The organism is Pedobacter sp. 10L46_2, from assembly GCF_056395165.1.
Genome location: NZ_JBFTIZ010000041.1, coordinates 1 through 26193, shown reverse-complemented (window position 1 = coordinate 26193; position 26193 = coordinate 1). Strand labels below are relative to the sequence as shown.

Sequence of the window (26193 nt, the reverse complement as noted above, 5' to 3'; positions counted from 1 at the left end):
AAAATGGGAAGAGCATTTGAGTTCAGAAAAGAAAGAAAATTTAAACGTTGGGCCAAAATGGCCGTACAATTTACCAGGATAGGTAAAGAGATAGTAATGGCCGTTAAAGATGGCGGACCAAGTCCTGATACCAACTCTCGTTTGCGTACAGCTATACAAAATGCCAAGGCAGTAAACATGCCTAAAGATAGAGTTGATGCGGCAATTAAACGTGCTTCAAATAAAGATGAGAATGGGTATGAAGAGTATGTTTACGAAGGCTATGCACAGCATGGTGTTGCTGTTTTAATTGAAACTGCAACAGACAATACAAACAGAACTGTTGCTAACGTACGTAGTTATTTTAATAAAACAGGTGGTACTTTAGGCAAAACGGGATCTCTTGATTTTATTTTTAATCGTAAATCAATATTCAGATTCTTACCTGGAGAAAAAGACCTGGAAGAACTGGAATTTGAATTAATTGATTCAGGACTGGAAGAACTATATCTTGAGGCTGATGAAGAAGGGAACGATATTGCTGTAGTTCAAACCGCTTTCGAAGATTTCGGTAAAATGCAGAAAGCACTTGAAGATCTGGCTGTTGAAATGAAAAGTGCTAAGCTTGAGCGCATTTCTCTTTCAACTACCGCAGTTACAGAAGAGCAGGCTGCAGATGTATTTAAACTAATAGATAAGCTTGAAGAGGACGACGACGTTCAGGCGGTTTATCACAATATGGCAGAATAAGTTCTGCCATATAAAAACCCATTATTTCTGATTGGAAAATAGCCATGGCAACAGTTCCGGCTCTGCAAAGGCAGAGTCCCAGCTGTTGTGATTGGCTTCGGGATAAAGCGTTATTTTCGGAGTTTTTCCCAATACTTGAAGCTGATCAGCAATGGATGTAGAAAGCACTACAGGCACTACATCATCTTTTTCTCCATGAAAAATCCATAGTGGAACCTTTTTATACTTCTGAACATTTGCAATGTTATCGCCACCGCAGATAGCAAAAGCAGCTGCAAATGTTTTGCGCTTACGTCGTAATAATTCATAAGTACCCATTCCTCCCATAGATAAGCCACCTATGTAAACTTTTTTCTTATCCACAAAGGGCTTATCCAAAAAATTATCTATCATACCCAGTAGTGCATGCATGGCTTTTGTGGGTTTACCTCCTGTTTGGAAATTAAATTCCCGCTTGCCATCTTCATTATTTTTGAATTCGACATTTGCCCAGAAACTATCATTGCTACATTGTGGGAATACGATTATTGCCGGAAATTTTTTACGAACACTGTCTTTTAAAAACAACTTGCCTCCATGGGTAAGCTGTTTCTCATTATCGTTTCCTCTTTCTCCACTTCCATGTAAGAAAAACAGTATTGGATATTTTTGATTTGGATCAAAGTTTTCGGGAAACAGAACCCTGTAATAAATGCTGTCTTTTCCTTCAATGAAATTCCCTGAATCATATTTCTTGAAGTCCTGGGCCATACCATTTAATCCTAATAGCAAGACCATAAAAGCCGTTAATTTAATCCTGTTCATATTACTAAACTAAACAAAATTGTAATCTTTTAAAAATGAGGGGATATAGGAATGACGATTGCTTTAAGCAGTCGTCCTCTCGACGATAGGAGAGATCTCTTGAACTGGCATAACCAAGGGATCTCTCACGATGCTCGAGATGACGAGGCGTGCTATAGGATGGCGATCAATTACATAAAAAAGGCTGATCATGTTATGATACAGCCTTATATACTCTAAACTTAATCTGCTAAAGCAGCGTAAACTGATTAGTCTTAACATCTCTTGAATTTGTACCAATGAACACTTTAAAATCTCCTGGTTCTGCTACATATTTAAGTTCCGAGTTGAAGAATTTTAAATCATCAACAGTGATTTTGAAATTAACTGTTTTGCTTTCTCCCGCCTTTAAATCAATTTTTTCAAAGTGTTTTAATTCTTTAACAGGACGTGTAGAACTGCCTACAAGATCTCTGATGTAAAGCTGAACTACTTCTTTGCCTTCCCTTGATCCGGTATTCTTTACAATAACACTCGCATTGATCGTTTCGCCGGATTTAAATTTATCCTTGTCTAGCTTTATATCACTATAATCAAAGGTTGTATAGCTTAATCCGTATCCAAATGGATACAAGGGATCGTTGCTTACATCAATGTAATTAGAACGGAATTTAGAAAACCATTTGCCATCTTCTAATGGACGGCCTGTATTTTTATGACTGTAATACAATGGTATCTGACCCACATTTTGTGGGAATGTTGTGGTTAGTTTTCCTGATGGATTTACATCGCCGAATAATACATCAGTAATTGCTTTTGCCGCTTCGGTACCACCAAACCAAACATTAAGTATCGCCGGAACATTCTCGTTTTCCCAATTTAAAACTAATGGCCTACCACTAAACAAAACTAAAACAACTGGTTTGCCAGTTTTAAGTAAGGCCTGTAATAAGCGTTTTTGAACTTCAGGGATTTCCAGATTGGTACGGCTTGAGCTTTCACCACTCATTTCAGAACCTTCTCCCAAAGCTGCAATAACTACATCCGACTGTTTTGCAATGTCTACTGCTTCTTTGATCACTTCTTCTTCCGGGCGATTATCTCTTGGAATATCACGAGCAAACATAGTTGCTCTTTTTTGATACGCTTCATCCGCCAATAAGTTCGAACCTAAGCTATGTAATACTTTAACGTTTGATCCTAAAGCAGCTTTCATACCTGCAAGAAGAGAAGATGTATTGGCTAAATCACTATTTACACTCCATGTGCCCGGCATATTGGATCCAGTGTTGGCCAAAGGGCCTATCAATGCAACGGTGCCTGTTTTTTTGAGTGGTAATGTCTGTTTGTCGTTTTTTAACAAGACAAAAGATTGAGTTGCCGCTTCACGCGCAAATTGTAAATGTTCAGGTTTAAGTATTTCAGTTTTTGCACGTTCTTCATTGCAATAACGATATGGATCCTCAAACAAACCTAGCTTATATTTAGCCTCCAACACAAGGCGGCAGGCATTGTCAATTTGTTGTGTTTTTACTTTACCTTCCTGTACCGATTTTTTTAGGGTGGTTAGAAACCCTTCACCCACCATATCCATATCAACTCCGGCATTCAATGATAAGGCAGAGACTGTCTGCAAATCGCCCAGGCCATGATCGATCAGTTCGTTCACAGCGGTGTAGTCAGTAACAACGAAACCCTTAAAGCCCCATTGTTTACGTAGCAAATCTGTCATTAACCATTTGTTAGCGGTGGCAGGAACACCATTAATATCATTAAAAGATGTCATTACACTTCCGGCACCGGCATCAATAGCAGCCTTGTAAGGAGGCAGGTATTCATTATACATCCTGTCCAGACTCATATCTGTAGTGTTATAGTCTCTTCCAGCTTCGGCAGCGCCATATAACGCAAAGTGTTTAACGCAGGCCATCATGGTGTTGTATTTAGAAAGATCATCGCCCTGGTAACCTTTAATCATTGCTTTGGCAATTTGACTTCCTAAATAAGTATCTTCTCCTGATCCTTCAGATATTCTTCCCCACCTCGGGTCTCTTGATATATCAACCATTGGAGAGAAAGTCCAGTTAAGTCCGTCAGCAGTAGCTTCAACCGCTGCTATACGTGCCGTTTTCTGGATAAGAGACATATCCCATGTACAAGATAAGGCCAATGGAATAGGGAAGGTGGTTTTATACCCATGGATTACATCCTGCCCAAAAATGATAGGGATTTTAAGTCTGCTTTCGTTTACAGCGATTTCTTGTGCCTTACGGATTTTTTGAGGTGTTGTAAAGCTAAACATGCCGCCTACCTGACCTTTTTTGATCTTACTTTCAACATCTGTACTTACTACCGATCCTGTAGTTGCTTCGCCGCCGGTTAGCAAATTGAGTTGCCCTATCTTTTCATCTAAAGTCATTTTAGATAATAGGTTGCCGATAAAAGCATTCATCTTTTGATCAGCTGCGGGAACTTTTTTTTTCTGTTGCGCAGATGTTGCGCCGATGCAGAAAAACATAGACAAGAATAGTAAGTGAGATATTTTCATTTTTTGTGTTATTTTTTTAAATAGGGTGTTATTTCTTTGATCCAGATGGCATAGCCTTCTGGCTTCATATGTAGCATATCTTCTACAAACAGTTCTGGTCTTGGAGCACCGTTGCTGTCGAGCATTTTGGAGTTTACATCAATAAAAACTGCATTTTTTTGCTTACTGATATACTCTTTTATCATGGTGTTTGCTTTGGTCACATTATCAGCAAACTTCATTCTTGAAGGACTCTGCTTCATAGAGATATACACTATGTTTGCTTTGGGAAGACCTTTACGAAGGTTATTATAAAACGTTACAAATCTGTTGTACGTTTGCTCTGCACTTGTGCCTGTTGCAATGTCGTTTTCTCCACTGTAAATTACAACCTGCTTAGGCTTATAAGCAAACACAAGCTCGTTGATATACTCATTCGCCTGTTCAAGCGTAGAGCCTCCAAAACCACGGTTAATGGCATGATAATCTTTAAAAACTGTCTCCAGTTCATTCCAGCGTGTGAATGAAGAACTGCCCACAAATACAACTTTGTTTTTGGCAGGCATTGATACACTATCCTGATGTTTAAATTTCTGGATATCGTTCCAGAAAGGTTTCTCCTGCGCATGTGAGTTAACAGACAGACTTACCAGTAATACAAAAAGCAGACGGAAATAGAAGTGATGTTTCATGATTTTTTAAATTTCTAATTAACTTTGGCAACCTCTGTTTTAGGAGCGACTCCGCTCTCATTGATTGCTTCTATGCTAAAATAGTAAGTTTTATTTTTGTCCATCCCTTTATACCAGTATTCATTAGTATTATACACCATAATGCAGTTGTACAACTTGTCGGGTTCAGTGCCTATGTAAATGTTGTAAGCATAAGCATCTTCTACAGGTGCCCATTTTAACCATGCACTGCGTTTGTCTTTTTCGGTTCTTAGTACTACAAAATCTTTGACGCTTTTTGGTGTCGACTGATTGCCATTACCAAAAACCCGTAGGCCGCTAATAGCGAACTTACCTGTAGGCATATGTATGTTTTCCAGTTTTATAAATCGTGCCTTAACCGGTTGTTCAAGCTCAATATAATCATGAGGAACATCAGTTTTATTTGTGCCTTTATCCTTTAAGATTTTCCATTTAACACCATCTGTAGAATACCACAGCTTGTATTGATGATAAATATCCTGGCGTTTGCCAAGGAACTCGGCATCCTGATCTGCATAGTTAATCTGTACTGCATTTACTGTCGACACGCCACCGAGATCAGTTTGGATCCATTCGCCTTTATTTCCTGTTTTTGCACTCCAATAAGTTTTAATGCTTTCATCAACAGCATTGTTGGCATAGTATGATCCAAGTGTCGATGATACAGCTACAGGCTTGTTATAATTTAACAACATCCATCCGGTAAAACCGCTTTTTAAGTGATCCTGGGCTTCAGTAGGTAAGTAATGAGGATAATCGCCGAAGGCAGCATCCATATACATTACATCGTCATTATCGAATCCGGCTGGCCAAATACCAAGGCGACGTTCAAAGTTGTTTTTTACGGAGATGGCTATTGTAGAAACATGCCAGTAGTTCTTCCATTTATCCTGATAAGTAGCACCATGGCCTGCACCACGGGCAAAGCCACCTGGTTTCCATGAAAAAGGATTAGACTGGTGTTCAAATGGTCCCAAAGGAGTAGGCCCAACAGCAACACCATCGGCATAGCCGCTAAATTCCGTGCCTGGTGCGCCATATTGAAGGTAGTACTTACTGTTGTGCTTTGTTACCCAGGCACCCTCCATAAATGGATCTAAAAAGGTGTTGTCCAAATATTCTCCAAACCGTTGCCATCCATAGCGCTCCGGATTTAACAGGAGTAATTCTTTACGGGTGCCTATGGGATCAAAAGTTTTTCGGTTTAACTCAATACCATATAGCGGGTAGCTATTGCTGCTACCATTGTACATGTACAATTTGCCGTCGTCATCAACAAAATGAGCAGGATCCCATCCACCAATCTCAAATTCATGAACAGCTTCTTTCCATTCATTGTTTTTAGGATCTGTGCTCATCCATATCGGGAAATTTTTAGAATAAGTAGAGCCGAAAACAAGCATCGTGTCTCCCTGCACCCATACAGACGGGGCGCAAAGATCATCGTAAACCTTATGCTCAGGTCTTAAGAAGTTTTTAGAAACGAATTTCCAGTTATACATATCGCTGCTCCACCAATAACCCCATTGGTTGGTAGAAAACAGATAATAATCACCTTTGTAGGTTACAATAACAGGATCGGCTGTAGCCCTGTGTTTTCCTTGCTCCGCAAAATTAGGAATAGGAGTATAGCCGTAATCCAGATTAATTGGATTACAATAAGTAAGTTGTTTTTTTTGAGCAAATGCGCCCATGCTTACAATAAGCATTAACAACATTGAAATATATATATTCTTCGTCATCATCTACAAATTGGGACTCGTGAATCCTAAGGTTTTAAGACCTCTTTTTACATCAGGGCTGCTCATAAATAATTTCCACAATAAGCCGCTGCGGTAGTTTTCAATCATTACAATGATTGGCCCCTGATCTATAGCAAGGTGAGATTTTGCATACCAGTTTTTTTCTTCACTAAAAGCATCCACAAAACCATATTCACTCCATAGTTTGTCTCCTTTATCATAATAAAAATGTTTTAGCGCTTCCATTGAATATTCTGGGGTATAAGGGAAGGCAGATAAAGCTGCAGTTGGTGTAATTACACCAAGGTCTTCGCTTGGCGAATGGGCAGCATAACCACCCCAGCTATCACTGGCAGTTAAGCCCCAGCTGTTGGCACCATAGCCTTTATATTTTTTTGGGTTTTCTATACAATAAGCCCTATTAATAAGTGTATGATTTTTATTTTGTTCCCAATAATCTGCATTGTTGTCTTTTAAACCACGTGGATCTAAGCCCATGAATGAGTAATGCGAAAAGAATAACGGGCCTCCGTAATCAAAGCCTAATGGTAGCGTAATGCCATTAAATTTACGACCATTGAAGTAGGTGTTGTTATTTGCGTAACCATCGTCGTAAACGCGTTTGTTGATAGGGAATTTTGGAGATGATGCTGCCATCACATAGGTAATCAAACACTCGTTCCATCCTTTAATCTGATGGTTCATGCTCCAGCCGTTGTTTGGACTCCAGTGCCAGTAAAGAACATTTTGATTTTGAGTGAACCAATTCCATTCAATACCTTCCCACATCCATAATATTTTATTTCTGATGTCGTTTTCGACAGGATTATCTTCAGTATAATACTGACGGGCAGTTAATAAACCTTGAAACAATAAAGAAGTTTCAACGATATCTGCACCATCATCTTTTGGGCTAAAGCGGATTACTTTTCCGGTTTCGCCATTTAACCAATGAGGGAAAGCACCATGAAACATATCGGCCTTCCATAAAAAGTCTACTATTTTTTTTGTGCGTTCAGCAGCTTGTTCACGAGTGATAAATTTACGCTCTGAGGCTACTATCATAGCCATAACACCAAAGCCGGTACCTCCCGTTGTAACTACCTCATCGCCGTAGTCAAAAGATCGGTTACTTCGTTCGCGTGCCATGCCGCTAACAGGGTGTCCAAAATCCCAGAAGTATCTGAAAGTTTGTTTTTGTACCAGATCAAGAAGCTGATCGTCGGTAAGGTTTTTTTTAATGGAGAGGTCAGCCGTTATTTTATTGCTTTTTTTTTGCCCCATTACAAGATTTGTAAATAGAACAAAAACTAATGAAAATATTAGGAGTATTGAAGAATGACTGATTTTTATCATGTGCTTGTTAACTAAAAAAGGTTGCTGCTTTAACAGGAGCAACCTTTTAAAAGTGAATTAATTATAGCCGGGGTTTTGCTTTAATAAACCACCACTTTGGTCTATCTCTGTTGAAGGAATTGGCCAAACTTCATTTTTGTTAGCTTTCCATCCTTTTGGACCAAACACTTGAAGTGCACGGCCCTGACGAATTACGTCGAAGTAACGATCACTTTCCATTGCCAACTCCACTTGTCGTTCGTGCCAGATTGCTTCTTTTAATGCTGCCTTATCGCTGGTTGTCACGTCTGGTAGAATCGCCGCATTAGTTCCTCGCGCACGTTTTCTTACACGATTTAATGATGTCTTGGCAAGTGTTGGGTTTCCAAGTTCATTGGCGGCTTCTGCGTTCATCAAGAGTATGTCTGCAAATCTCAGCACACGAATATTCTGCTGGATGATTTTTGATTATATCTCTCATTTGGTACTGTGTTAGGAATCACATCTCCCTGAGGAGTAGTCTCGCCTTTAAAAATAATGGTTGCATCTCTTCTTGGATCGCCGGTTTCAAAGGCATTAGCCAAAACTTCTGAAGGCGTATTGAATCCCCATCCGCCCCCGGCAACACCGGCAACACCCTGTACCTGACTGTATTGTGAATTTGATGCTGCAGAGTTGCCAGGCAACAATTCACATTGGATCTCAAATAGAGATTCAACGTTGTTCTCGTTTTGTGTTCTGAATCCTTTTTCAAAATCTGGAAAAAGATCATAGCCTAATCCCATAACCTGGTTGGTTAGCGATAACACCTGATCCCATTTTTGCTGGTACATTGCTGCTTTGGCCATCATTCCTAAAGCGGCACCCTTTGTTGCTCTGCCAAGCTCGGCTGCCCCGTAAGTAGTTGGCAGAACTGCAGCCGCTTCTGTCAGATCTTTTTCGATTTGAGCATATACCTCTTCTTTGGTGGATTGAGGCATGTTGTATTCCGTAGCGTCTTTAGGAACATGAAGCCTTAAAACCACATTTCCATAGGCACGTACAAGTCTGAAATAAGAGTATGCCCGTATAAATTTGGCTTCGGCCAGATAACGTTCTTTTAAGTTAGCGTCCATTTCTATGTTTGGCACATTGTCTAATACCTGATTGCATAGATTGATGTTTTGATACTGCCCAGTCCAGAAATCCTGTAGGGAACCTTGTGTAGAGGTTACGGTAAAATTATCATAAAGATTAAAAAACGTTGCATCAGTAGGTGTACTTCCTTTATCAGCTTCATCAGAGCCAGTGCTCTCTATAACAATGGCATTAAATGCCACGCTGTTCCAGCTGCGCAATTGTGCATAAATCGCATTTACCCCTTTTAAGGCATCTTCCGATGTTTTCCAGAATTGAATAGCCGGCTGCTGAGCCTGTGGCGGAACATTTAGGAACTCTTTTTTACAGGAGGCCGTAAACAGCATTACACTTAAAGCTGCCGCTGCGAAGCAGGACTGTATATTTATATGTGTTTTCATATTCAAAGTCAGTTAGAATGTTAAATTAACACCGAAATTATAAGTAGCAAATAATGGATAGACATTGGTGTCTATTCCTGCATTTGTAGGGGTGCCGCCTACCTCAGGACTGAATCCTTTGTAACCAAATAGGTTTACAGCATTTTGTGCATTTATAAAGACCCTTAGACTCCTTGCTTTCCATTTAGTAGTTAAAGATTGAGGTAGGGTATAGCCCAGCTGTATGTTTCTCAAGCGGATATAATCACCACTTTCCACATAAAAAGAGCTGGGAGCTTTGTTAAGCTCATTAGCAAGATTTGCTGATGGATAAGTGTTGGATGATCCAGGACCAGTCCAACGGTGGTCAAAAAAATCTTTGGTATAATTCTCATTACCAAAACGATTAGCCAGATTGGCGTTTAACACATCTACTCCGGCAACACCCTGAATGTCCACAGTAAGATCAAAGCTTTTGTAAGCGAAATTGGTATTTACACCGTAGCTAAACTTAGGATTAGGATTACCCAACACTACCCTGTCTCTGTCATCGATAGTGCCGTCATTATTAATGTCTGCAAATTTGAAGTCACCTATTGAAAATTTATTGTTTTTCCATTCAGCAACTTCCTCGGCTGTTTGGAAAATACCTGCAACCTGATAACCAAAGAACTCACCAATAGGTCTGTTGTTAACAGTCCTTGTAGATCTGTAACCACTGGTCAGTCCTACTCCGCCTTGATAAACCGGATTGTCTCCTGAACTTACATTCAATACTTTATTATTATTGATACCTAGATTGGCACTGATCGTATAAGTTAATCCGCCTTGAGTTTTGTCAGCCCATGTAGTTAAAAATTCAACTCCACTATTTTTAATGTCGGCCTGGTTACCTAAGATTGTACTGTTAGTCGTTCCTAGACTTCCAAGGATTGGAATATTAAAAATGGCCTGTTCAGTTTTTCGTGTGTAATAATCAGTCTCTATTTTTAATCGATTTTCCATAAAACCCATTTCCAGGCCTACGTTTGTTCCGGCACTGCGTTCCCAAAGTAATGATGGGGGAACAATTGATCTGATGCTGGCACCAGTTTGAGGGTTGCCACCAAAAAATGCAATCAATGCTGCACTTTGGTCAACAGTTAATGTAGAAGGATTAAAAGGTACCCCGGCATTCCCTACTTTACCCCAGCTTCCACGAAGTTTTAAATTGCTAAATACCTTCTGATCTTTCATAAAATCTTCGTTGGTGATTACCCAACCTGCACCGACAGAAGGGAAGTTGCCCCATGGATTCGAATCAAAGCCATAGAATTGAGAAGCACCGTCTCTCCTGAAGGAAGCATTCAATAAGTATTTGTTCTTGTAGGCATAGTTTACCCTTGCAAAATATGAAGAAAAGGTACTGAGCTCACCTTCATCCCGAATTGATCGTGACGCTGCATCGCCAAGTGCCAGATATAGGTCACTTTCTGAGCTGTAAGGCACATTCTGAGCTTCGGCAAAGGTTTTGTATGTTTTTACACGTTGTGCTGTTTGGCCTGCAAGTACCGTTAATCTATGGTCATCCCATTGTTTATCATAAGTTAATGTATTTTCTATTATCCAGTTTCTATTTTCAACCCTGTCTATGTTTAACTTACTGATAGTGTTGTTCTGTGCAGTAGTAGCTTCGTATTTTGGTACATAACCTCTTACTTCCTCCTGACCGAAATCACCGCCCACGCTTGTTTTAAAGGTAAAGTCTTTTAGTAATTTCAGCTCGGCAAACACGTTTCCTGTAACTTTATATTTGGTTGTTCTTTGGTTAAAGAAATCCATTGTTACCTGAGGGTTTATATTACTTCCATTTCCTAAATTAAAATCATTAGGATCGCCGTAAGAACCATCAGGATTAAATACAGGCACTACGGGAGAAGCCGCATAAAGCCCTCTGAATAGTGCGGTTGGTGCATCCTTCGATTTGCTGGAATTAGCTGCTACGTTATATCCGATTTTCAATGCCTCAAAAATCTGAATGTCATTAGATAACCTTGCGGTGTAACGCTGATAGTTGTTGTTTTTTACAATCCCATCCTGATTAAGGTACCCAAGCGAAAGGTTGTAAGTTGATTTTTCCGTACCACCGTTAATAGAGATCTGATGATTTGTCACCATCGCATCTCTCAGCATTAGACCGTACCAGTCGGTTCCTTTACCAAGATCAGTACTAGCAAACAATGCTGGCTGACCAAGGAGCGCATATGCCTCATTAACTGCTGTTGCATATTCCGACGCATTGGCCATCTCCACTTTATTGGTAACTCTTTGGAATCCTACAGATCCATTGTAGTTAATAATGGGATCTCCTTTTTTGCCTTTGGTAGTAGTTACCAGTACAACCCCATTGGCACCGCGTATACCAAAAATAGATTGTGCCGATGCATCCTTTAAGATACTTATGTCAGCAATGTCTGCAGGATTAAGAAAGTTAATATCATCATACCAAACCCCGTCTACTACATATAAAGCTCCGGTTTTACCGTAAATTGTACTTGTACCACGTATGGTTAGTTGCGGAGTCCCACCGGGTGCACCCACATTGGTAATGGTTACACCTGCTACCTTACCTTGCAGTGAACTTACAGGATTCACGGATGCCTGCTTGGCGATGTCCTCACCTTTTACATTTCCTACCGACCCGGTAACATCAATTTTTTTCTGAGTACCATAACCAACTACTACAACTTGCTCTAATTGTTGCGAGGATGAGGCAAGTTCCACGTTGATCACTGTTCTGTTGTTCACTTGCATCTCTGTTGGATTATATCCAATGTAAGAGAATACAAGAGTCGCATTGGCCGGAGCACTTATTGCGTATTTTCCCGTTGCATCTGTTTGTGTCCCAATTTGTGTTCCCTTTACTAAAACGCTTACACCTGGAAGAGTGGTTTTATCTGCACCGTCACTTACTACACCTCGTATAGTAATATCTTGCGCAGAAGCTGCGTTGATAAAAAGAAAACATAAAAAAGTTAAAACAGAAAGTTTTGTAAAGATTCTTTTCATGCTGTTTAAAATTTAGTTGTTAGTTGTATAAATCTCCGAGAGTATTTGAGTTAAAACAAATAAAACGCCTCAACATTAATACATCATCATAGAAATCTGTACTTTCTCAAACAATCGAAATAGGCCTCTTGTTTCGCTAAAAACAGTGTTCTATGCCGACATAACAAAATTTAGACCTACAACAAGAGGTCAAAAGAATTTTATAAAATCAATCTTAAAAAAAAGGATATGAGAGGTAATGATGTAGTGCTATAGCTCCATTAGAAACTCCACGAGGTTCTTGTCGTGCGGTACATCAAGCTTTTTTCGAAGTCTGTAGCGGCGTATTTCTACACCTCGTAACGAAATGTTCAGTAATGATGCCATTTCTTTGCTACTCATATTCATGTGCAGGTATGCGCAAAGTTTTAAATCGTTAGGTACAAGATCGGGGTGATTGGCTTTAAGTTTTTTGAAGAAACTCTCATGCGCCTCGTTAAAACTGCTCTCGAATAAATTCCAGTCGCGCTCATCGTTCATGCCTTCATCAATTACTTTTTGGATTTTTCTTAGCTGTTCTTCTGCCAAAGGTTTTCCGCTCGAATCCTTAAGCTTCAGCATCTCCTGACTAAGCTTTTGCAGCAGCTCATTTTTGTAAACCAAACTCATGGCTGAGTTGGCAAGTTCCCGGTTCTTACCTGCAAGTTCTACCTGCAGTTTCTCTGTTTGCAATTTGATGATTTGCCTTTCAGTTGCCTCAGCTTCTTTTTTAAGAAATTCCTCCTTTTCAACCTGCAACTTATCAGAAATGGCTTGCTGATCTTTCATCAGCTTTCTTTCGTAAAAGCGCTTAGAAGCAATTAGTAAAAAGACAATGCCAACCAGGTATAAAACGAAAGCCCAGTTGCTGGCATAAAAAGGAGGGAGGATCGTAAACTCAAACTCTGTATCCTTGCTTATGGTCTCATCATTAATCTTAGCCCTAACCAGAAAGGTATAAGTTCCTGCACTAAGGTTAGTGAAATCTTTTTGCGAAGCAGAACTCCAGTCAGACCATTGTTTAGAATAGCCTTTCAGGAAGTACTGAAACTTGATACTGCTTTGTCTGTAATAAGGAAGCGCGTACGAGATCCTGATGTTGTTTCTGCTAAACGGTATTTCAATTTCCGAATCTGAATTTCCTACCTCACTGATAATGGAATAGGTGTCTGTAATATCTTCTATTTTTCTAATTAATACAGATGGGAGTGCTATTTTTTTGCGCTTTAGTGAATCTAGCTCATTGTAAATAACAAAGCCATCATCAACACTGATCAGATAAATATGGTCGCTGATCTTACTGATGTTTTCATAGTACTGAACCATTCTGCCATCTAAAACACTGAAACGATTGGAGTCTATTTCTATTTTTCCTGGCTGCGAAAAATTGATCAGCGCCATTTTTCCATGGTTAATAAACCAATATTTCTTATGGTCGGCCTTAATGATCTTATTGGATTGAGAAAAAGATCCAAGTTCCTTATTCAGAGTGGTATATTTGCTGAAATTGTTGCTGATCTCGTCGTAAGTTAAAAAGCCCTCATTGGACGAATAGATCAGTTTATTTTCAAGAGTGAAGAGGTTAATGCCATATGTACTTGGCAACCCATTCCGTTCGTCGTAATACTTAACGTTTGTAACTGTTTTGAAATCGGGACTCAATACCAATTTATATAAGCCTCTGTAGGCATGGCTTACCCAGATATCGCCTTTGGAATCCTGTTCTACATATCTTGATGGTTCATCGAAACCTTTAATTTTGGAATCAAATTTCCACTGACCGGCCGGGTCCTTTTTGAATAATACCAGTCCATTATAAGTACCTTGAATAAGATAATTGTCGTTCAGTTTCTTGATAACCCAACCTCCGCTTATACCGGTAACTTTTTCAATTGTGTTTCCGGTAACGCTAAAAGTACCATCATTATGTCCACAAAGAAGCTGTCCGTCAATCATCCTTAAGTCCCAAACCTGTCCCTGCGATTTGGGTATCAGTTTGAAATCAAAAGAACTGAAAGTGTTGTCTTTACCACCAACCCATGGGCTGTAAAAAAGACCCTGGTTGGTTCCTAAATAAATTATGTTTTTATAAATAATGCTCGAATACACGGTGCCAAAAAGGCCGGTCTTATCAAAATAAAAGTAAAGAGGAGAATTTAATTCTATGCGGTCTATCCCGTTATCGAGACCAGTCCATAAGTTCTGATCGTCATCTGCATAAATACTAAGTACCGTATTGTTCTGTAAACCACTTGACTTATTGATCCTCTGTACAATATTTCCATCCTCATCAATAATAATCAAGCCGTTTAAAATTGTTCCGTAAGCATAGTATTTTCCTAATACTTTAACCCCGTTATTTAATTGATAGGTTTGCAGAAAGGTATTTGCAGGCGTATTAAAGGGAGTGTATTTTTCGCCATCGTATAGAAACAAACCATCTTTGCTGGTACCAATTAATAAACTGCCGTTTTTATAAGGAAGGATCGAAAGCACGCTTCCAGGTAGTGGGGTGCCAATATTTTTAAGGGGAACAAGTTTATCGCCGGTTAGCTCAAACAAGCCTTTCCCTAAAGCTTCGATAATGAAGCGTTTATCTACTTTATGCAGAAACAGAAAGAATGCAGGTATTTTTACAACATTTATTTTCTGGTCATTGTAAATATATATGCTCGAAAAAGACTGAAAGATAATGCGTTTGCCATCTACATAGATTTTCCATATCTCATCGGTCATTTTATGTTCCTTCGGAATAAGATTGATGAGGGAAGTATATTTTAAACGCTTATGGTCTATTTTCCAATATCCGAATTCACCAAAGCTTCCGGTATAAATTATACCGTTATCATCTGTAGCTACCGAACGAACAATCTGGCGGTTTGGCATTTCATATTGTTGCCAGTATTTGCCATCGTAAGTTAAAAGACCCTGGGTATTACCAAAATACATAATGCCATTTTTGCCTTTGGCAATAGACCAGTTTTGGTTACCGGAAAGGTAAACTGATTTAGGATAATTTTGAATGTAAGGCACCCCAATACTTTTGATGTCATCTGCCAGAGCAGAAACAGATACAAAACAAAAGATTAAAAATATAAAGTATTTAAAGGGTCCGTTGCTCATCAACAGCTAAGATAGTTGTTTACTTGAAACGTTTACCTGCTGTGGTACTTTTACGTAATACCCTGTTCCATCATAAGTGCGCTTACGAGGATTTGTAGTACACTCAACAGAGCAGCATCCTTGTAAAGTCTCTCCGCATTCATCACATTGAGTGAAATGTTCATTACATTCCGGATTGGCACAATTGATCATTTTTGGGGTAGTTTTGCCGCAATTATAGCATTTAGACACTATTGTTGGGTTTACGGTATTAACGTCAACTGCAATACGGTTGTCAAAAACGTAACATTTACCTTCAAAATCTTCACCTCCGGCTTCTTTACCATACTTGATAATGCCGCCATGCAGTTGGTAAACATCATTAAATCCATGGTGTAATAGCAAAGCCGATGCTTTTTCGCATTTTATACCTCCTGTACAGTAGGTAAGTACTTTTTTGTCTTTGTACTTAGCAAGCTCATTTATTTTATCAGGAAAATCTCTGAAATTCTCAATATCGAGGGTTACTGCATTTTTAAATTTCCCTAAATTGTGCTCATAGTTTGAACGTACATCAAGTATTACCACATCTTCCTGATCTATCATTTTTTGAAAATCAGCAGGTTCAAGGTGTTTGCCGGTTTGCTTGTTTGGGTCTATAATATTCGGATCTCTTAATCCTGAGTGGACAATTTCGGCTTTGTAACGACAGTGCATTTTGATGAATGAAGGCTCTTCAACATCATCAATTTTAAAATCAGTTTTTGCAAAACGTTCATCAGCTTTTATAGCTGCCATGTAGGCTTCGCAGGATTCTTTTGTTCCTGAAACGGTACCGTTTAAACCCTCATTAGCAACAATGATGCGACCAACAAGATTTAAAGATTTACAAAATGTAAGATGATCAGCAGCAAATTGTTCTGCCTCGGCTATGTGACTATAGCAATAGTAAAGTAGTGTCTGGAATTTTCTCATAATTCATTGATACCGATGCAAACGGCGTTTAATGCGGTGCAAAGCTAAGAAAAATATGTGAATTTGCATCAGATTGTGATCGTATGCTCAGGCTTTATTAGGGCTATGTTACGTTGTTGGTAGGACAATCAGCCCTTTCAAGGCCCTAGCAACGCCTTGGCAACAATAGTTCTTTATGTTAAAGCAGTATTGTTTGTAACATTATTGTAAACCTACCACCTTAGTTAGATTATTGTTAAGTTTGTATGCGTTATTTAAAAACACAAATAAAACTAACTTATTATTTATAAAAATGACTAACACTACGATGAGATCATTGTGGTTGACCACAAGTCTTCTACTTGGATCAACAGTTGGATTTGCGCAAGACAACCTTGTAAATTCATTAAAAAACAACCAAAGCGAAAACAGCGCAACCAGCTTTAAATTTACTCCGGTTATCAATACTGAAGCTACTTCTGTTAAAAATCAAAAATCATCCGGTACTTGCTGGAGCTACAGCACCAACTCTTTTTTAGAGTCGGAAATGATTAGAATGGGTAAAAAACCTGTGGATCTTGCAGATTTATTTACTGCCCGTAATGCGTATGTTGAAAAAGGAATTAACTATGTGCGTATGCACGGTGCCTTAACATTAGGCGATGGGGGTGCATGCCATGATGTAATTAATATGTTTGCTAAATATGGCGCTTTACCTCAAGAGGTTTATAGTGGTAATGACTATGGCGCTCCTGGCTCATCAGATAGAATGAATAGCCTTACAAAAGCCATTCTGGAAAATGCAGTAAAAGCACCAGATGGTAAGCTTGATCCTAACTGGAAAACTAAATATATAGCCACTATTGATTCTTGTATGGGGGCTGTTCCAGAAAAATTCACTTACGAAGGAAAAGAATACACGCCAAAAACCTTTGCTAAAGAGGTTGTAGGTATCAATCCTGAAGATTATGTTGAACTTTCATCTTTCAATACTTCGCCTTATTATAAAAAAGCAGTTTTGATGGTGCCTGATAACTGGTCATATGATCAGGTATACAACGTACAAATGGACGATATCACTAAAATTATCGATAATGCTTTAAAAGGCGGTTATAGCGTTGCATGGGCAACAGATGTTAGCGAAAAAGGCTTTAGCTGGAAAAATGGTGTTGCTTACGTTCCTGAAAAGAATTTTGATAGCATGACGGACGAAGAGAAAAAAGCAATGTTCAATGGTCCGAAAGCTGAAAAAGAAATCACAGTTGATTTACGTCAGGCAGCATTTGATGATTATCAAACTACTGATGATCATGGTATGCAAATTACAGGATTAGCAAAAGATCAAAACGGCAAAGAATATTACATTGTTAAAAACTCTTGGGGTGCTACTAACGATTATAACGGCTATTTATATGTGACCAAAAACTTTGTGAAATATAAAACCACAGCGTTTTTATTGCATAAAAAAGGTATTCCTTCAGATATCCGTAAGAAGCTAGACATATAACAGCAAAGGATTTTATTAAAAAGGGGCCTGTATCTTGAAATGCAGGCCCCTTTTTATTTAGGGTTTTTATGGATGCTGCAATATCTTTTAATCATACTGTGATATTTCTATACTTGAAACGAATAATTGAGTGAGTTAAAAAAGTATAACTTTATTCTAAGCATATGCCTTACAATGGATACACTTAAACAGAAGGAGCAGTTTGTATCAGTAATTGAACAGAACAAGGGGATAATTTACAAAATAGCCAATTCATTTAACAGGGATGAGGAGGATAGAAAAGATCTGGTTCAGGAAATTATATTTCAGTTGTGGCGTTCGTTTCCGGGTTATGACAACAAAAGCAAGTTCACTACATGGATGTATCGGGTTGCTTTAAATGTTGCCATTACCTCATACAGAAAGGAAAGAAAAAAATCGGCGCTGATTAGCCCCATTTCCGAAAATGTAATTGAGTTTATAGAGGATGATGTGCCAATTGATAATGAAGCCAATTTAAAACTTTTGCAACAGTTTATAAATGAATTAAAAGAGCTCGACAGAGCATTGATGCTGCTTTACCTGGAAGAAAAGAGCCAAAAGGAAATGGCTGAGATTCTTGGGCTTTCAGAATCAAACATTGGCACTAAAGTGAATAGGATTAAAGAGAAATTAAAGCAAAGATTTTTAAAGATTAACAACAATTAATAAACCGAAAATGGAAGAGCAAGATATAAAACGACTTTGGAGTAGTTTTGATGCGCAACTGGAAAGATCATTAGCACTTAATTTAAAAATGTTAAAAGAATTGCAGACCCAAAAAGCTGAACATAAGCTTCGTTCTTTTCGTAGAAATCAGGTAACAGGTGTAGTCCTTGGTGTAATATGGATTGCTTTTTTAGTTTTTTTACTGGTCAATACCTTGCACAATATTTACTTTGTAATATCTGTAGGCTTTATCATATTGTTTAATGTGTTTGCCACGGCTGCCTACATTAGGCATCTTGTAATGCTCTCTGAGGTAAATATAGAAGACAGTGTTACGGAATCTCAGAGAAAGATAACCAAAATCCAGTCGTCGTTTAATAATATCGGCAGAATACTAATTTTACAAACGCCATTCTACTGTACCTTTTGGTACAATGATGATCTGGTTGCAAATGCAGGACCAGGCTTTTGGTTAATTCAGCTCGTAATCGTTTCATTTTTTACCTTTATATCAGTATTCTTATTTAAAAAGCTGACATATAAAAATGTGCATATTAAATGGGTAAAAGCGGCTTTGGAAAGTTTTGGTGGTAAAACTTTAACTAAAGCCATGGAGTTTTTGGATGAAATAGAAGCTTATAAAACTGAACGATCATAAAAGACTAGAATCCATAATACAATCTAAACCCATGATTTACTCTTCTGTTTCCATCATAAGCAAAGCCATATGTGGCTTTGAAAATCAATCTTTGTAAGCCAAAGTAGAACTCTGTGTAATTTCTCTTTACTGGCTGACTCAAATAGTTAACCCCAACAAGTTCTTCCAGCTTTAATTTACGCAGCAGCGGAACTTTATTTGTTAAAAGGCCAGAGAAATTGTGTTCAAAGTGCGCTTCAAGATATTGACGGTCCGTACTGAAAAGATAGAAATCGAGGAATAAGAACTTTCTTAAGTTCGGAAGCCCAAGTAAAGAGTTATTACCTCTGAAATGTTTCGCCTCAGGATAGTAAACCGTGTTATTATTGATGAACTTACCAGCGCCAACAACGAATGATGAGTAACCCCATAAACCAGCGCTAATGCGGTTTTGGGAAACTTCTAATGATACCAGGTCGTAATCTACATCACTATTGAATAATCCTTTTATGCCTTTTTTATAGGTAAGGTTAATTACCGGATATTTTGATCCCTGGTAAAATTTACCATCAGGGCGGGTTATATATTGCTGATCAATGGTGTAATTTAATGATGCCGTAATTGCTAACGATTTATATGTTGGAAACAATGGTGTTTCTGTATCAGGTGTAAAAGGGTTGTTTGATGTAAAAGTTTCGCCTTTTAGATCTTTTATTTTGAAGGTTGTCGAGTTTTCAAGATTAGTATGGCGAGCATAATCAGCAGTCAACGATGCCTGAAGTCCATTTGTCAGTTCCCTTGTGGTTCCAATGTTCGCAAATTCCTTTTTATAGAATTTGGAAAAGTTGGTTTCGAACAATAAAGAGTTAATGGAGTTGCCCAAAAGACTCATTGTTCCAAGGTCGTTTAAGTCGTAAATGCCAGAACCGCCACTTATACTAATGTTTGCTCGTTTTACCGGGTTGTAGTAATAATTTGCAGATATGTTCCCGGTTAGGGTTTTATTAGAAAATCCGTATCTCACCTCCGGTCGGATACTGTAATAACGGCTGTCCTGAAGTCGCTTCACATAAGTTACCCCGTATTTAAGTGCGAAACCTTCAACGGTGTTATAAAATATAGAACGATATATGGGGTCAAAACTATAATATTTCTGGGTGTACCTGTTGTTTATGGTGTATCCTGTTATAGCGGCCTTTACAATTCCAAATTTATTGTTTTCACGTTCTAATGAATCAAGATAATGCTTTGAAACTTTAAGCGCAGCAATGCTATCCTTTCTCACATAATCCCGGCTTTCTTCCTTTGTAAGCGGAATTGGTCTGTTATTAAGCCAAAACAAAGAATCTTTTTTATTTACCGCTTTGGTTATCTTGAGGATTTCGCCAGTGAAATAGTTTTTCGGAAAGTTTGGGTGGAGATTGTAATTGCTGTAAACCCCAACATAATAACCCTCGAACTTAAAGCCAAGCACATTCCCGTTAAACTGGAAATTGATATTTGAAGGCATATAAGTATTCTCGGTTTTAATAAACTGTTGTGAGATATTTAAAGTATCAAGAAGATTGATGCCTGAATTGCTGGTTAGGTACACATCGGCATTAAAAAGATGCCAGCTATCGTCTGTAATATATATAGTTCCCCTGAAAACAGGATCGTGTTCCCGGCGGGGGATGATCTGGATTTTGTTAATCGTTGCTCCGTTTTCTGTAGAAACACCTAGTAATTTGTATCTGTAATAGAGAAAAGCATTGTCGGAAATTGGTGATACAAAGCCGCGGGCACTTAGTTTATCCTCTAATAAAATGTTGTCGTAAAAATTTATAATCAGGTCTGATGCTTTATTGAAGCTAAATGCATTGTTACGGCCAGCAATTTTTGAAGACACCATTTCTTCGTGAATCTTATTTGGGCGCTCATATGAAAATGTAGAGGTCGACTCTGATAAATATAAAATCCCTTTTCTGTTGGTATCCAGATCAAGCGTTTTTTGAATGTCTTTTCCAAAGAACTTTTTTGGGGCACCTACAAGTTTTTGTACTCCTTTAATATATACATCGGCTTTATATGCCTTTACTTCGGTAAGGTGTTCTTTCCTTTTTTTAATGGCTTGCCTGATGATTTCGTAGGCAGGATCTTCTGCATTGCCATCTATGGTAACTCCGGCCAGGCTATAAGTTTCCGGCGTTATCACTACATCTTCAGTTAGGTTATCATTAATAGTGATTTCTTTCTCTAATGCTTTATAGCCAATTGCTTTATAAATAATGGTAAAAGTTCCCTTTTCAATGCTTAATGAATAAACACCATCCACATTTGCTGAAGTTCCAATCGTTGTGTTTTTTATATAAACAGAAGCAAATGGAACGGATTGTCCTTCTGTATCTTTTATTGTGCCACCAAGTTTAAGCTGTTGTGCTGATAGGCTAAGGGCGCTTACAAAAAGAAATAGCGTTAAAAAAATCTTCTTCATTAAATGGATTTAAGGCTTAAATATCGGATTAGTTGTGAATACTAAACAGTTTTTTTGTGTTAAAGTTTGCAACCATCGTTTAATTGCCTTACCACCACAAGACGATATTTTTATAACTTTGGTTGCATTAATTATTATAAATATGTACAAAACCTTAAAACCCGTTCTAGAACAAGAACTGGAGCAAATAGAAAAAGACGGTTTATTTAAACGTGAACGTATTATTGTAACCCCTCAGGGAGCCGATATTAAGATCAGCACCGGGCAGGAGGTGATCAACTTTTGTGCAAATAATTATTTGGGACTATCGTCTCATCCGGCAGTTATTGAAGCGGCAAAAAAAGCTATAGATAAATATGGTTACGGAATGTCCTCAGTACGTTTTATATGTGGTACACAGGATGTCCATAAAGAACTGGAATCAAAACTTTCCAAATTTTTAGGTACAGAAGATACAATTTTATATGCTGCAGCATTTGATGCTAACGGTGGTGTTTTTGAACCTTTGTTTAATGATCAGGACGCTATTATTTCTGATGAATTAAACCATGCATCTATTATAGATGGAGTGCGCTTGTGTAAAGCAAAGCGTTTTAGATATAAAAATGCGGATATGGCAGATTTGGAACAGCAATTAATTGCTGCTAAGGATTCCAGACATCGCATTGTTGTTACAGATGGGGCATTTTCTATGGATGGAGTTGTGGCTCCATTAGATGAAATTTGTGATTTAGCAGATAAATATGAAGCGCTTGTAATGATTGATGAGTCGCATTGCACTGGTTTTATGGGTAAGACAGGTCGCGGTACTCATGAGCATTTCAATGTGATAGATAGGGTTGACATTATTACAGGTACCTTGGGTAAAGCGCTTGGCGGTGCATCTGGAGGGTTTACTTCGGGTAAGAAAGAAATTATTGACATGTTGCGCCAAAGATCTCGCCCTTATTTATTCTCAAATACACTTGCCCCTGCAATTACAGGAGCATCTGTAGCGGTTCTGGATCTTTTAAGTGAAACTACTGATTTAAGGGATAAACTGGAGCGTAATACTGCTTACTTCCGTACAAAAATGACTGAAGCTGGTTTTGACATTAAAGAGGGGGTACACCCGATAGTTCCTGTTATGCTTTATGATGCTAAGCTTGCCCAGGAATTTGCGGCTAAAATGCTCGAGGAAGGAATTTATGTAATCGGGTTTTATTATCCGGTGGTTGGACAAGGCAAGGCTAGAATTCGTGTGCAATTATCTGCGGCACATGAGCAGCACCATTTAGATAAGGCCATAGCAGCATTTACTAAAGTTGGTAAAGCGTTGGGCGTAATATAAAACTAAGCGGCTGAGTCTATTTTCTTTATGGAGTGATGCTTCATGACGATTTTTGGACTCAGCCGTTATAAATATATTGCATAAATAGCTGTATATTTGTTGCCATGTTACAAGACAAGATAACACAGTATACAGCAGAAATAAATGCTTTCTCAACTGATAAAGCAGATGAATTAGAACAATTCCGTATAAAATTCCTTGGTACTAAAGGAATTATCAAAGATATTTTCGATGAATTTAAGGCCGTTTCACCAGAAGAAAAAAGAACTCTGGGAAAGGTTTTAAATGAATTTAAACAGCTCGCAGAAGCAAAATATCAAACACTGAAAGATCAGGGTGGGGTAGCAGAAGTTTCAGCAAGTGCTGATATAGATTTAACCTTACCTGGTGAAGGGTTTGAAGTTGGCGCCCGCCACCCATTGGCTTTGGTTAGACGAGAAATCATCGAGATTTTTAATAAACTTGGTTTTATTGTAGCAGAAGGTCCGGAGATTGAGGATGACTGGCACAATTTCTCTGCTTTAAACTTCCCGGAAGAACACCCTGCTAGAGATATGCAGGATACTTTCTTTATTAAAAAAGGAGGCGAAAAAGGCGATATTGCCTTGCGTACGCATACTTCTTCTGTTCAGGTAAGAATGATGGAGGCTGGTAAGCCACCATTCAGAGCAATTATGCCGGGTCGTGTTTATCGTAACGAGGCCATTTCTGCTAGGGCGCATTGCTTTTTCCACCAGGTAGAGGGTTTGTATATTGATGAAAATGTTTCATTTGCAGATCTAAAGCAAACGCTGTTCTATTTTGTACAGGAACTTTATGGAGAAGGTACAAAGGTTCGTTTCCGCCCTTCTTATTTCCCTTTTACAGAGCCGTCAGCTGAAATGGATATTTCTTGTACTATCTGCAAAGGCGCAGGTTGTCAGATGTGTAAGTATAGCGGCTGGGTTGAAATTTTAGGATGTGGCATGGTTGATCCTAACGTTTTGGAAAATTGTAATATCGACAGCAAGAAATATAGCGGCTTTGCATTCGGAATGGGTATTGAGCGTATTGCCAACCTTAAATTCGAAATCAAAGACTTGCGTTTATTTTCTGAAAATGATGCTCGCTTTTTAAAGCAATATAAAACGTCATTAATATAATGATTAAAAAAATAGTCGGATTATTTCTGTTGGTGATCACTTTTGGAGGATGTGGAAAAGAAAGTGAAATGATTCCTAATGTTTTTGTGGAATACAATGTGACCGTTCAGGAATTTAAGATTAAAGCCAAGAACAATGTATTACTGGTAGATAATCAGGGCGTTAAAGGTCTGATGATTGTTGCAATTGGTGGTGGCTACAGGACATTCGATAGAGCCAGTTCAGTAAACCCTCAAAATGGTGGTTGTGCAGTTGTTCCGGACTCGACCGGAATTACAGCTACTGATCCGTGTACAGGAGCTAAATTTTTGCTGCTTGACGGAACTCCGCAAAAAGCGCCGGCTGTACGTAATTTAAAATCTTATACTACATCACTTCGTGGTGGCCTGACTATAAATGTAAGTAACTAATGGAACCAGAGAAAATAAAGGAAAGTATAATCAGGTCTGCAAAAGAGCTATTCAGAAAGTACGGCTATCATAAAACAAGTGTTAATGAGATCGCCAGAAAAGCCAGAATAGCTAAAGCAACTATATATAAGTATTTTGAAAGCAAAGAACAGATTTTGGATGCTATCCTGATGAATTATCTGGACCTGAACCTTCATGAAATTTTAAAAAATAAAGCTCAGTTTGCTGATGAAGAAGAGCACCTTAAGGCGCTTGTAATGAAAACATGCAGACTTACTTATACCGTTTGTAATGAGTTTATCGGCTGGGATTTTGTTAGGGAAAATGCAAACTCGCAAGATTTTTTAAAGCATTTATCTGATCAGTTAGAGTCTTTATTGCTTTCTGCCTATTTAGAGCTCGACCATTTTAAAAATAACCCATCTCGTAAAGAAGGCCTGGCATTTTTATTAAAAGCAAGCAAGAGCATTGTATTCTCATTCGCCTTCACTTCTGTTAGTGATTCTGATGTTCGCAAGAACTTTGTTAGTTTTCAGAAAGAACTTCTTCCCTTCCTGGTAAAGGCCGCTTTGTAGGTTTCTTTACAAAACCTTAACATGTACCGTTTTGGTATTCGGTATAAAAACATCTATATTTGACTGTATACGTCAATATATTATGAGTAAAGAGGTTTTAGAGATTTCTGTAATGGTTGATGAGAAATTTGATATGAGCTTTAATATGGTTGAAGGCTTTTTCGGTTTAATCCTTAAAGTTTTTGGTAAGTAGAGTTTGATATTGCATTTTCTTTTCTTTTAAAGGTGTTTTGAATGCCTTATGGAGATTAGTATGTCTGAAATTTTATCTAATTTTGCGGCATAATGAGTAGAAATAGAAAAGCCGGAACAGTAACCATCATCCCTAATCTAAGTATTATTGACATTGCCGAAGAGGGCAAAGGAGTTGGCAAAGCAGATGAACTAGTTATATTTGTGGATAAAGCCGTGCCGGGCGATGTGGTTGATGTCCGCATAGTAAAGAAAAAGAAAAATTTTGCAGAAGCAGTAATTGAAAGCTTAAATAAAGCTTCTGATTTAAGAGTTGACCCTTTTTGTCAGCACTTTGGTACCTGTGGTGGTTGTAAATGGCAACACATGGGCTATGATGCTCAACTAAAATTTAAACATAAAAATGTAGAGGCTGCTTTACAGCGCCTTGCAAAAATTGATACCTCTGCAATGGAGCCAATTTTGGGTTCTGCAGAAAATAAATACTATCGCAATAAGCTTGAATACACGTTTTCTAATAAACGCTGGTTGAATAAGCAAGATATGGCAGATAGGCCAGAGGATTTAACTGGTCCGAATGAGGATCTGGAAATGAATGCGCTGGGTTTTCACGTTCCGCTAAGGTTTGATAAAATTCTGGACATCCAGCATTGTTACCTGCAGGCTGAGCCTTCTAATACATTAAGGAATAGTGTTAGGGCTTATGCTTTGGAAAACGGTTTAACTTTTTATGATCTGCGCAATCACGAAGGTAATTTAAGAAATCTGATTATACGTACTTCATCTACTGGTG

21 protein-coding genes are annotated in these 26193 nt (G+C 38.4%); 10 read left to right on the top strand and 11 right to left on the bottom strand.

What is annotated here, in order from left to right; all coding sequences use genetic code 11:
- Positions 1-3: 3 nt before the first annotated feature.
- The gene (locus AC1DDX_RS06805) at positions 4-729 is read left to right on the top strand and encodes a YebC/PmpR family DNA-binding transcriptional regulator (protein WP_172659373.1); all 726 of its coding nucleotides are present in this window, start codon (positions 4-6) and stop codon (positions 727-729) included.
- Between the two features lie 21 nt (positions 730-750).
- Here the strand turns inward: AC1DDX_RS06805 and AC1DDX_RS06800 are convergent, their stop codons facing one another.
- The 10 genes from AC1DDX_RS06800 to trhO form a co-directional block, all read right to left on the bottom strand.
- A complete protein-coding gene (locus tag AC1DDX_RS06800) occupies positions 751-1533 on the bottom strand; it encodes a carboxylesterase family protein (RefSeq protein ID WP_172659374.1) in 783 nt (260 codons plus the stop codon).
- A 229-nt stretch (positions 1534-1762) separates the two neighbouring features.
- Complete coding sequence (bglX, locus tag AC1DDX_RS06795; protein ID WP_172659375.1) at positions 1763-4060, bottom strand: beta-glucosidase BglX; 2298 nt, start codon at positions 4058-4060, stop codon at positions 1763-1765.
- Between the two features lie 8 nt (positions 4061-4068).
- Positions 4069-4731: a GDSL-type esterase/lipase family protein gene (locus tag AC1DDX_RS06790; protein ID WP_288882533.1), complete on the bottom strand. Its 663-nt coding sequence runs from the start codon at positions 4729-4731 to the stop codon at positions 4069-4071.
- 14 nt (positions 4732-4745) lie between these two features.
- Complete coding sequence (locus AC1DDX_RS06785) at positions 4746-6494, bottom strand: family 43 glycosylhydrolase (protein WP_477621888.1); 1749 nt, start codon at positions 6492-6494, stop codon at positions 4746-4748.
- A 3-nt stretch (positions 6495-6497) separates the two neighbouring features.
- Positions 6498-7778 (bottom strand): glucoamylase family protein, encoded by a 1281-nt coding sequence (locus tag AC1DDX_RS06780; RefSeq protein ID WP_337717898.1) that lies wholly within the window; start codon positions 7776-7778, stop codon positions 6498-6500.
- Between the two features lie 129 nt (positions 7779-7907).
- The gene (locus AC1DDX_RS06775; RefSeq protein WP_477621887.1) at positions 7908-8243 is read right to left on the bottom strand and encodes a RagB/SusD family nutrient uptake outer membrane protein; all 336 of its coding nucleotides are present in this window, start codon (positions 8241-8243) and stop codon (positions 7908-7910) included.
- 20 nt (positions 8244-8263) lie between these two features.
- Positions 8264-9346, bottom strand: coding sequence for a RagB/SusD family nutrient uptake outer membrane protein (locus AC1DDX_RS06770; protein WP_477621886.1), 1083 nt, complete (start codon positions 9344-9346; stop codon positions 8264-8266).
- A 12-nt stretch (positions 9347-9358) separates the two neighbouring features.
- Positions 9359-12373: a SusC/RagA family TonB-linked outer membrane protein gene (locus tag AC1DDX_RS06765; RefSeq protein WP_337717896.1), complete on the bottom strand. Its 3015-nt coding sequence runs from the start codon at positions 12371-12373 to the stop codon at positions 9359-9361.
- A 249-nt stretch (positions 12374-12622) separates the two neighbouring features.
- Entirely contained in the window at positions 12623-15514 is a 2892-nt protein-coding gene (locus AC1DDX_RS06760) for a ligand-binding sensor domain-containing protein (RefSeq protein WP_337717894.1), read from the bottom strand.
- Positions 15515-15520: 6 nt separating this feature from the next.
- Complete coding sequence (trhO, locus tag AC1DDX_RS06755; RefSeq protein WP_337717892.1) at positions 15521-16468, bottom strand: oxygen-dependent tRNA uridine(34) hydroxylase TrhO; 948 nt, start codon at positions 16466-16468, stop codon at positions 15521-15523.
- 307 nt (positions 16469-16775) lie between these two features.
- On the opposite strand from trhO, the gene AC1DDX_RS06750 reads away from it, so the two are divergent.
- From AC1DDX_RS06750 to AC1DDX_RS06740, 3 genes are all read left to right on the top strand, one after another.
- Entirely contained in the window at positions 16776-17954 is a 1179-nt protein-coding gene (locus AC1DDX_RS06750; RefSeq protein ID WP_337717940.1) for a C1 family peptidase, read from the top strand.
- 174 nt (positions 17955-18128) lie between these two features.
- Complete coding sequence (locus AC1DDX_RS06745) at positions 18129-18641, top strand: RNA polymerase sigma factor (protein WP_172659384.1); 513 nt, start codon at positions 18129-18131, stop codon at positions 18639-18641.
- Between the two features lie 10 nt (positions 18642-18651).
- Positions 18652-19299 (top strand): hypothetical protein, encoded by a 648-nt coding sequence (locus AC1DDX_RS06740; RefSeq protein ID WP_172659385.1) that lies wholly within the window; start codon positions 18652-18654, stop codon positions 19297-19299.
- Positions 19300-19303: 4 nt separating this feature from the next.
- Here the strand turns inward: AC1DDX_RS06740 and AC1DDX_RS06735 are convergent, their stop codons facing one another.
- Positions 19304-21751: a DUF5686 and carboxypeptidase regulatory-like domain-containing protein gene (locus tag AC1DDX_RS06735; protein ID WP_337717890.1), complete on the bottom strand. Its 2448-nt coding sequence runs from the start codon at positions 21749-21751 to the stop codon at positions 19304-19306.
- A 142-nt stretch (positions 21752-21893) separates the two neighbouring features.
- On the opposite strand from AC1DDX_RS06735, the gene kbl reads away from it, so the two are divergent.
- The 6 genes from kbl to AC1DDX_RS06705 form a co-directional block, all read left to right on the top strand.
- Complete coding sequence (kbl, locus tag AC1DDX_RS06730; protein WP_337717888.1) at positions 21894-23081, top strand: glycine C-acetyltransferase; 1188 nt, start codon at positions 21894-21896, stop codon at positions 23079-23081.
- 104 nt (positions 23082-23185) lie between these two features.
- On the top strand, positions 23186-24223 hold the full coding sequence (gene pheS / locus AC1DDX_RS06725; protein ID WP_172659388.1) for a phenylalanine--tRNA ligase subunit alpha: 1038 nt from the start codon (positions 23186-23188) through the stop codon (positions 24221-24223).
- The gene (locus AC1DDX_RS06720; protein WP_172659389.1) at positions 24223-24633 is read left to right on the top strand and encodes a hypothetical protein; all 411 of its coding nucleotides are present in this window, start codon (positions 24223-24225) and stop codon (positions 24631-24633) included. The genes pheS and AC1DDX_RS06720 overlap by 1 nt, the downstream gene beginning before the upstream one ends.
- Positions 24633-25208 carry a TetR/AcrR family transcriptional regulator gene (locus AC1DDX_RS06715; protein WP_048903726.1) on the top strand — a complete coding sequence of 192 codons (576 nt, stop codon included), beginning with the start codon at positions 24633-24635 and terminating at the stop codon, positions 25206-25208. The genes AC1DDX_RS06720 and AC1DDX_RS06715 overlap by 1 nt, the downstream gene beginning before the upstream one ends.
- Before the next feature lie 82 nt (positions 25209-25290).
- Complete coding sequence (locus AC1DDX_RS06710; RefSeq protein ID WP_172659390.1) at positions 25291-25401, top strand: phenylalanyl-tRNA synthetase subunit alpha; 111 nt, start codon at positions 25291-25293, stop codon at positions 25399-25401.
- 92 nt (positions 25402-25493) lie between these two features.
- On the top strand, positions 25494-26193 hold a 700-nt coding region (locus AC1DDX_RS06705; protein WP_477621885.1), incomplete at its 3' end, for a class I SAM-dependent RNA methyltransferase.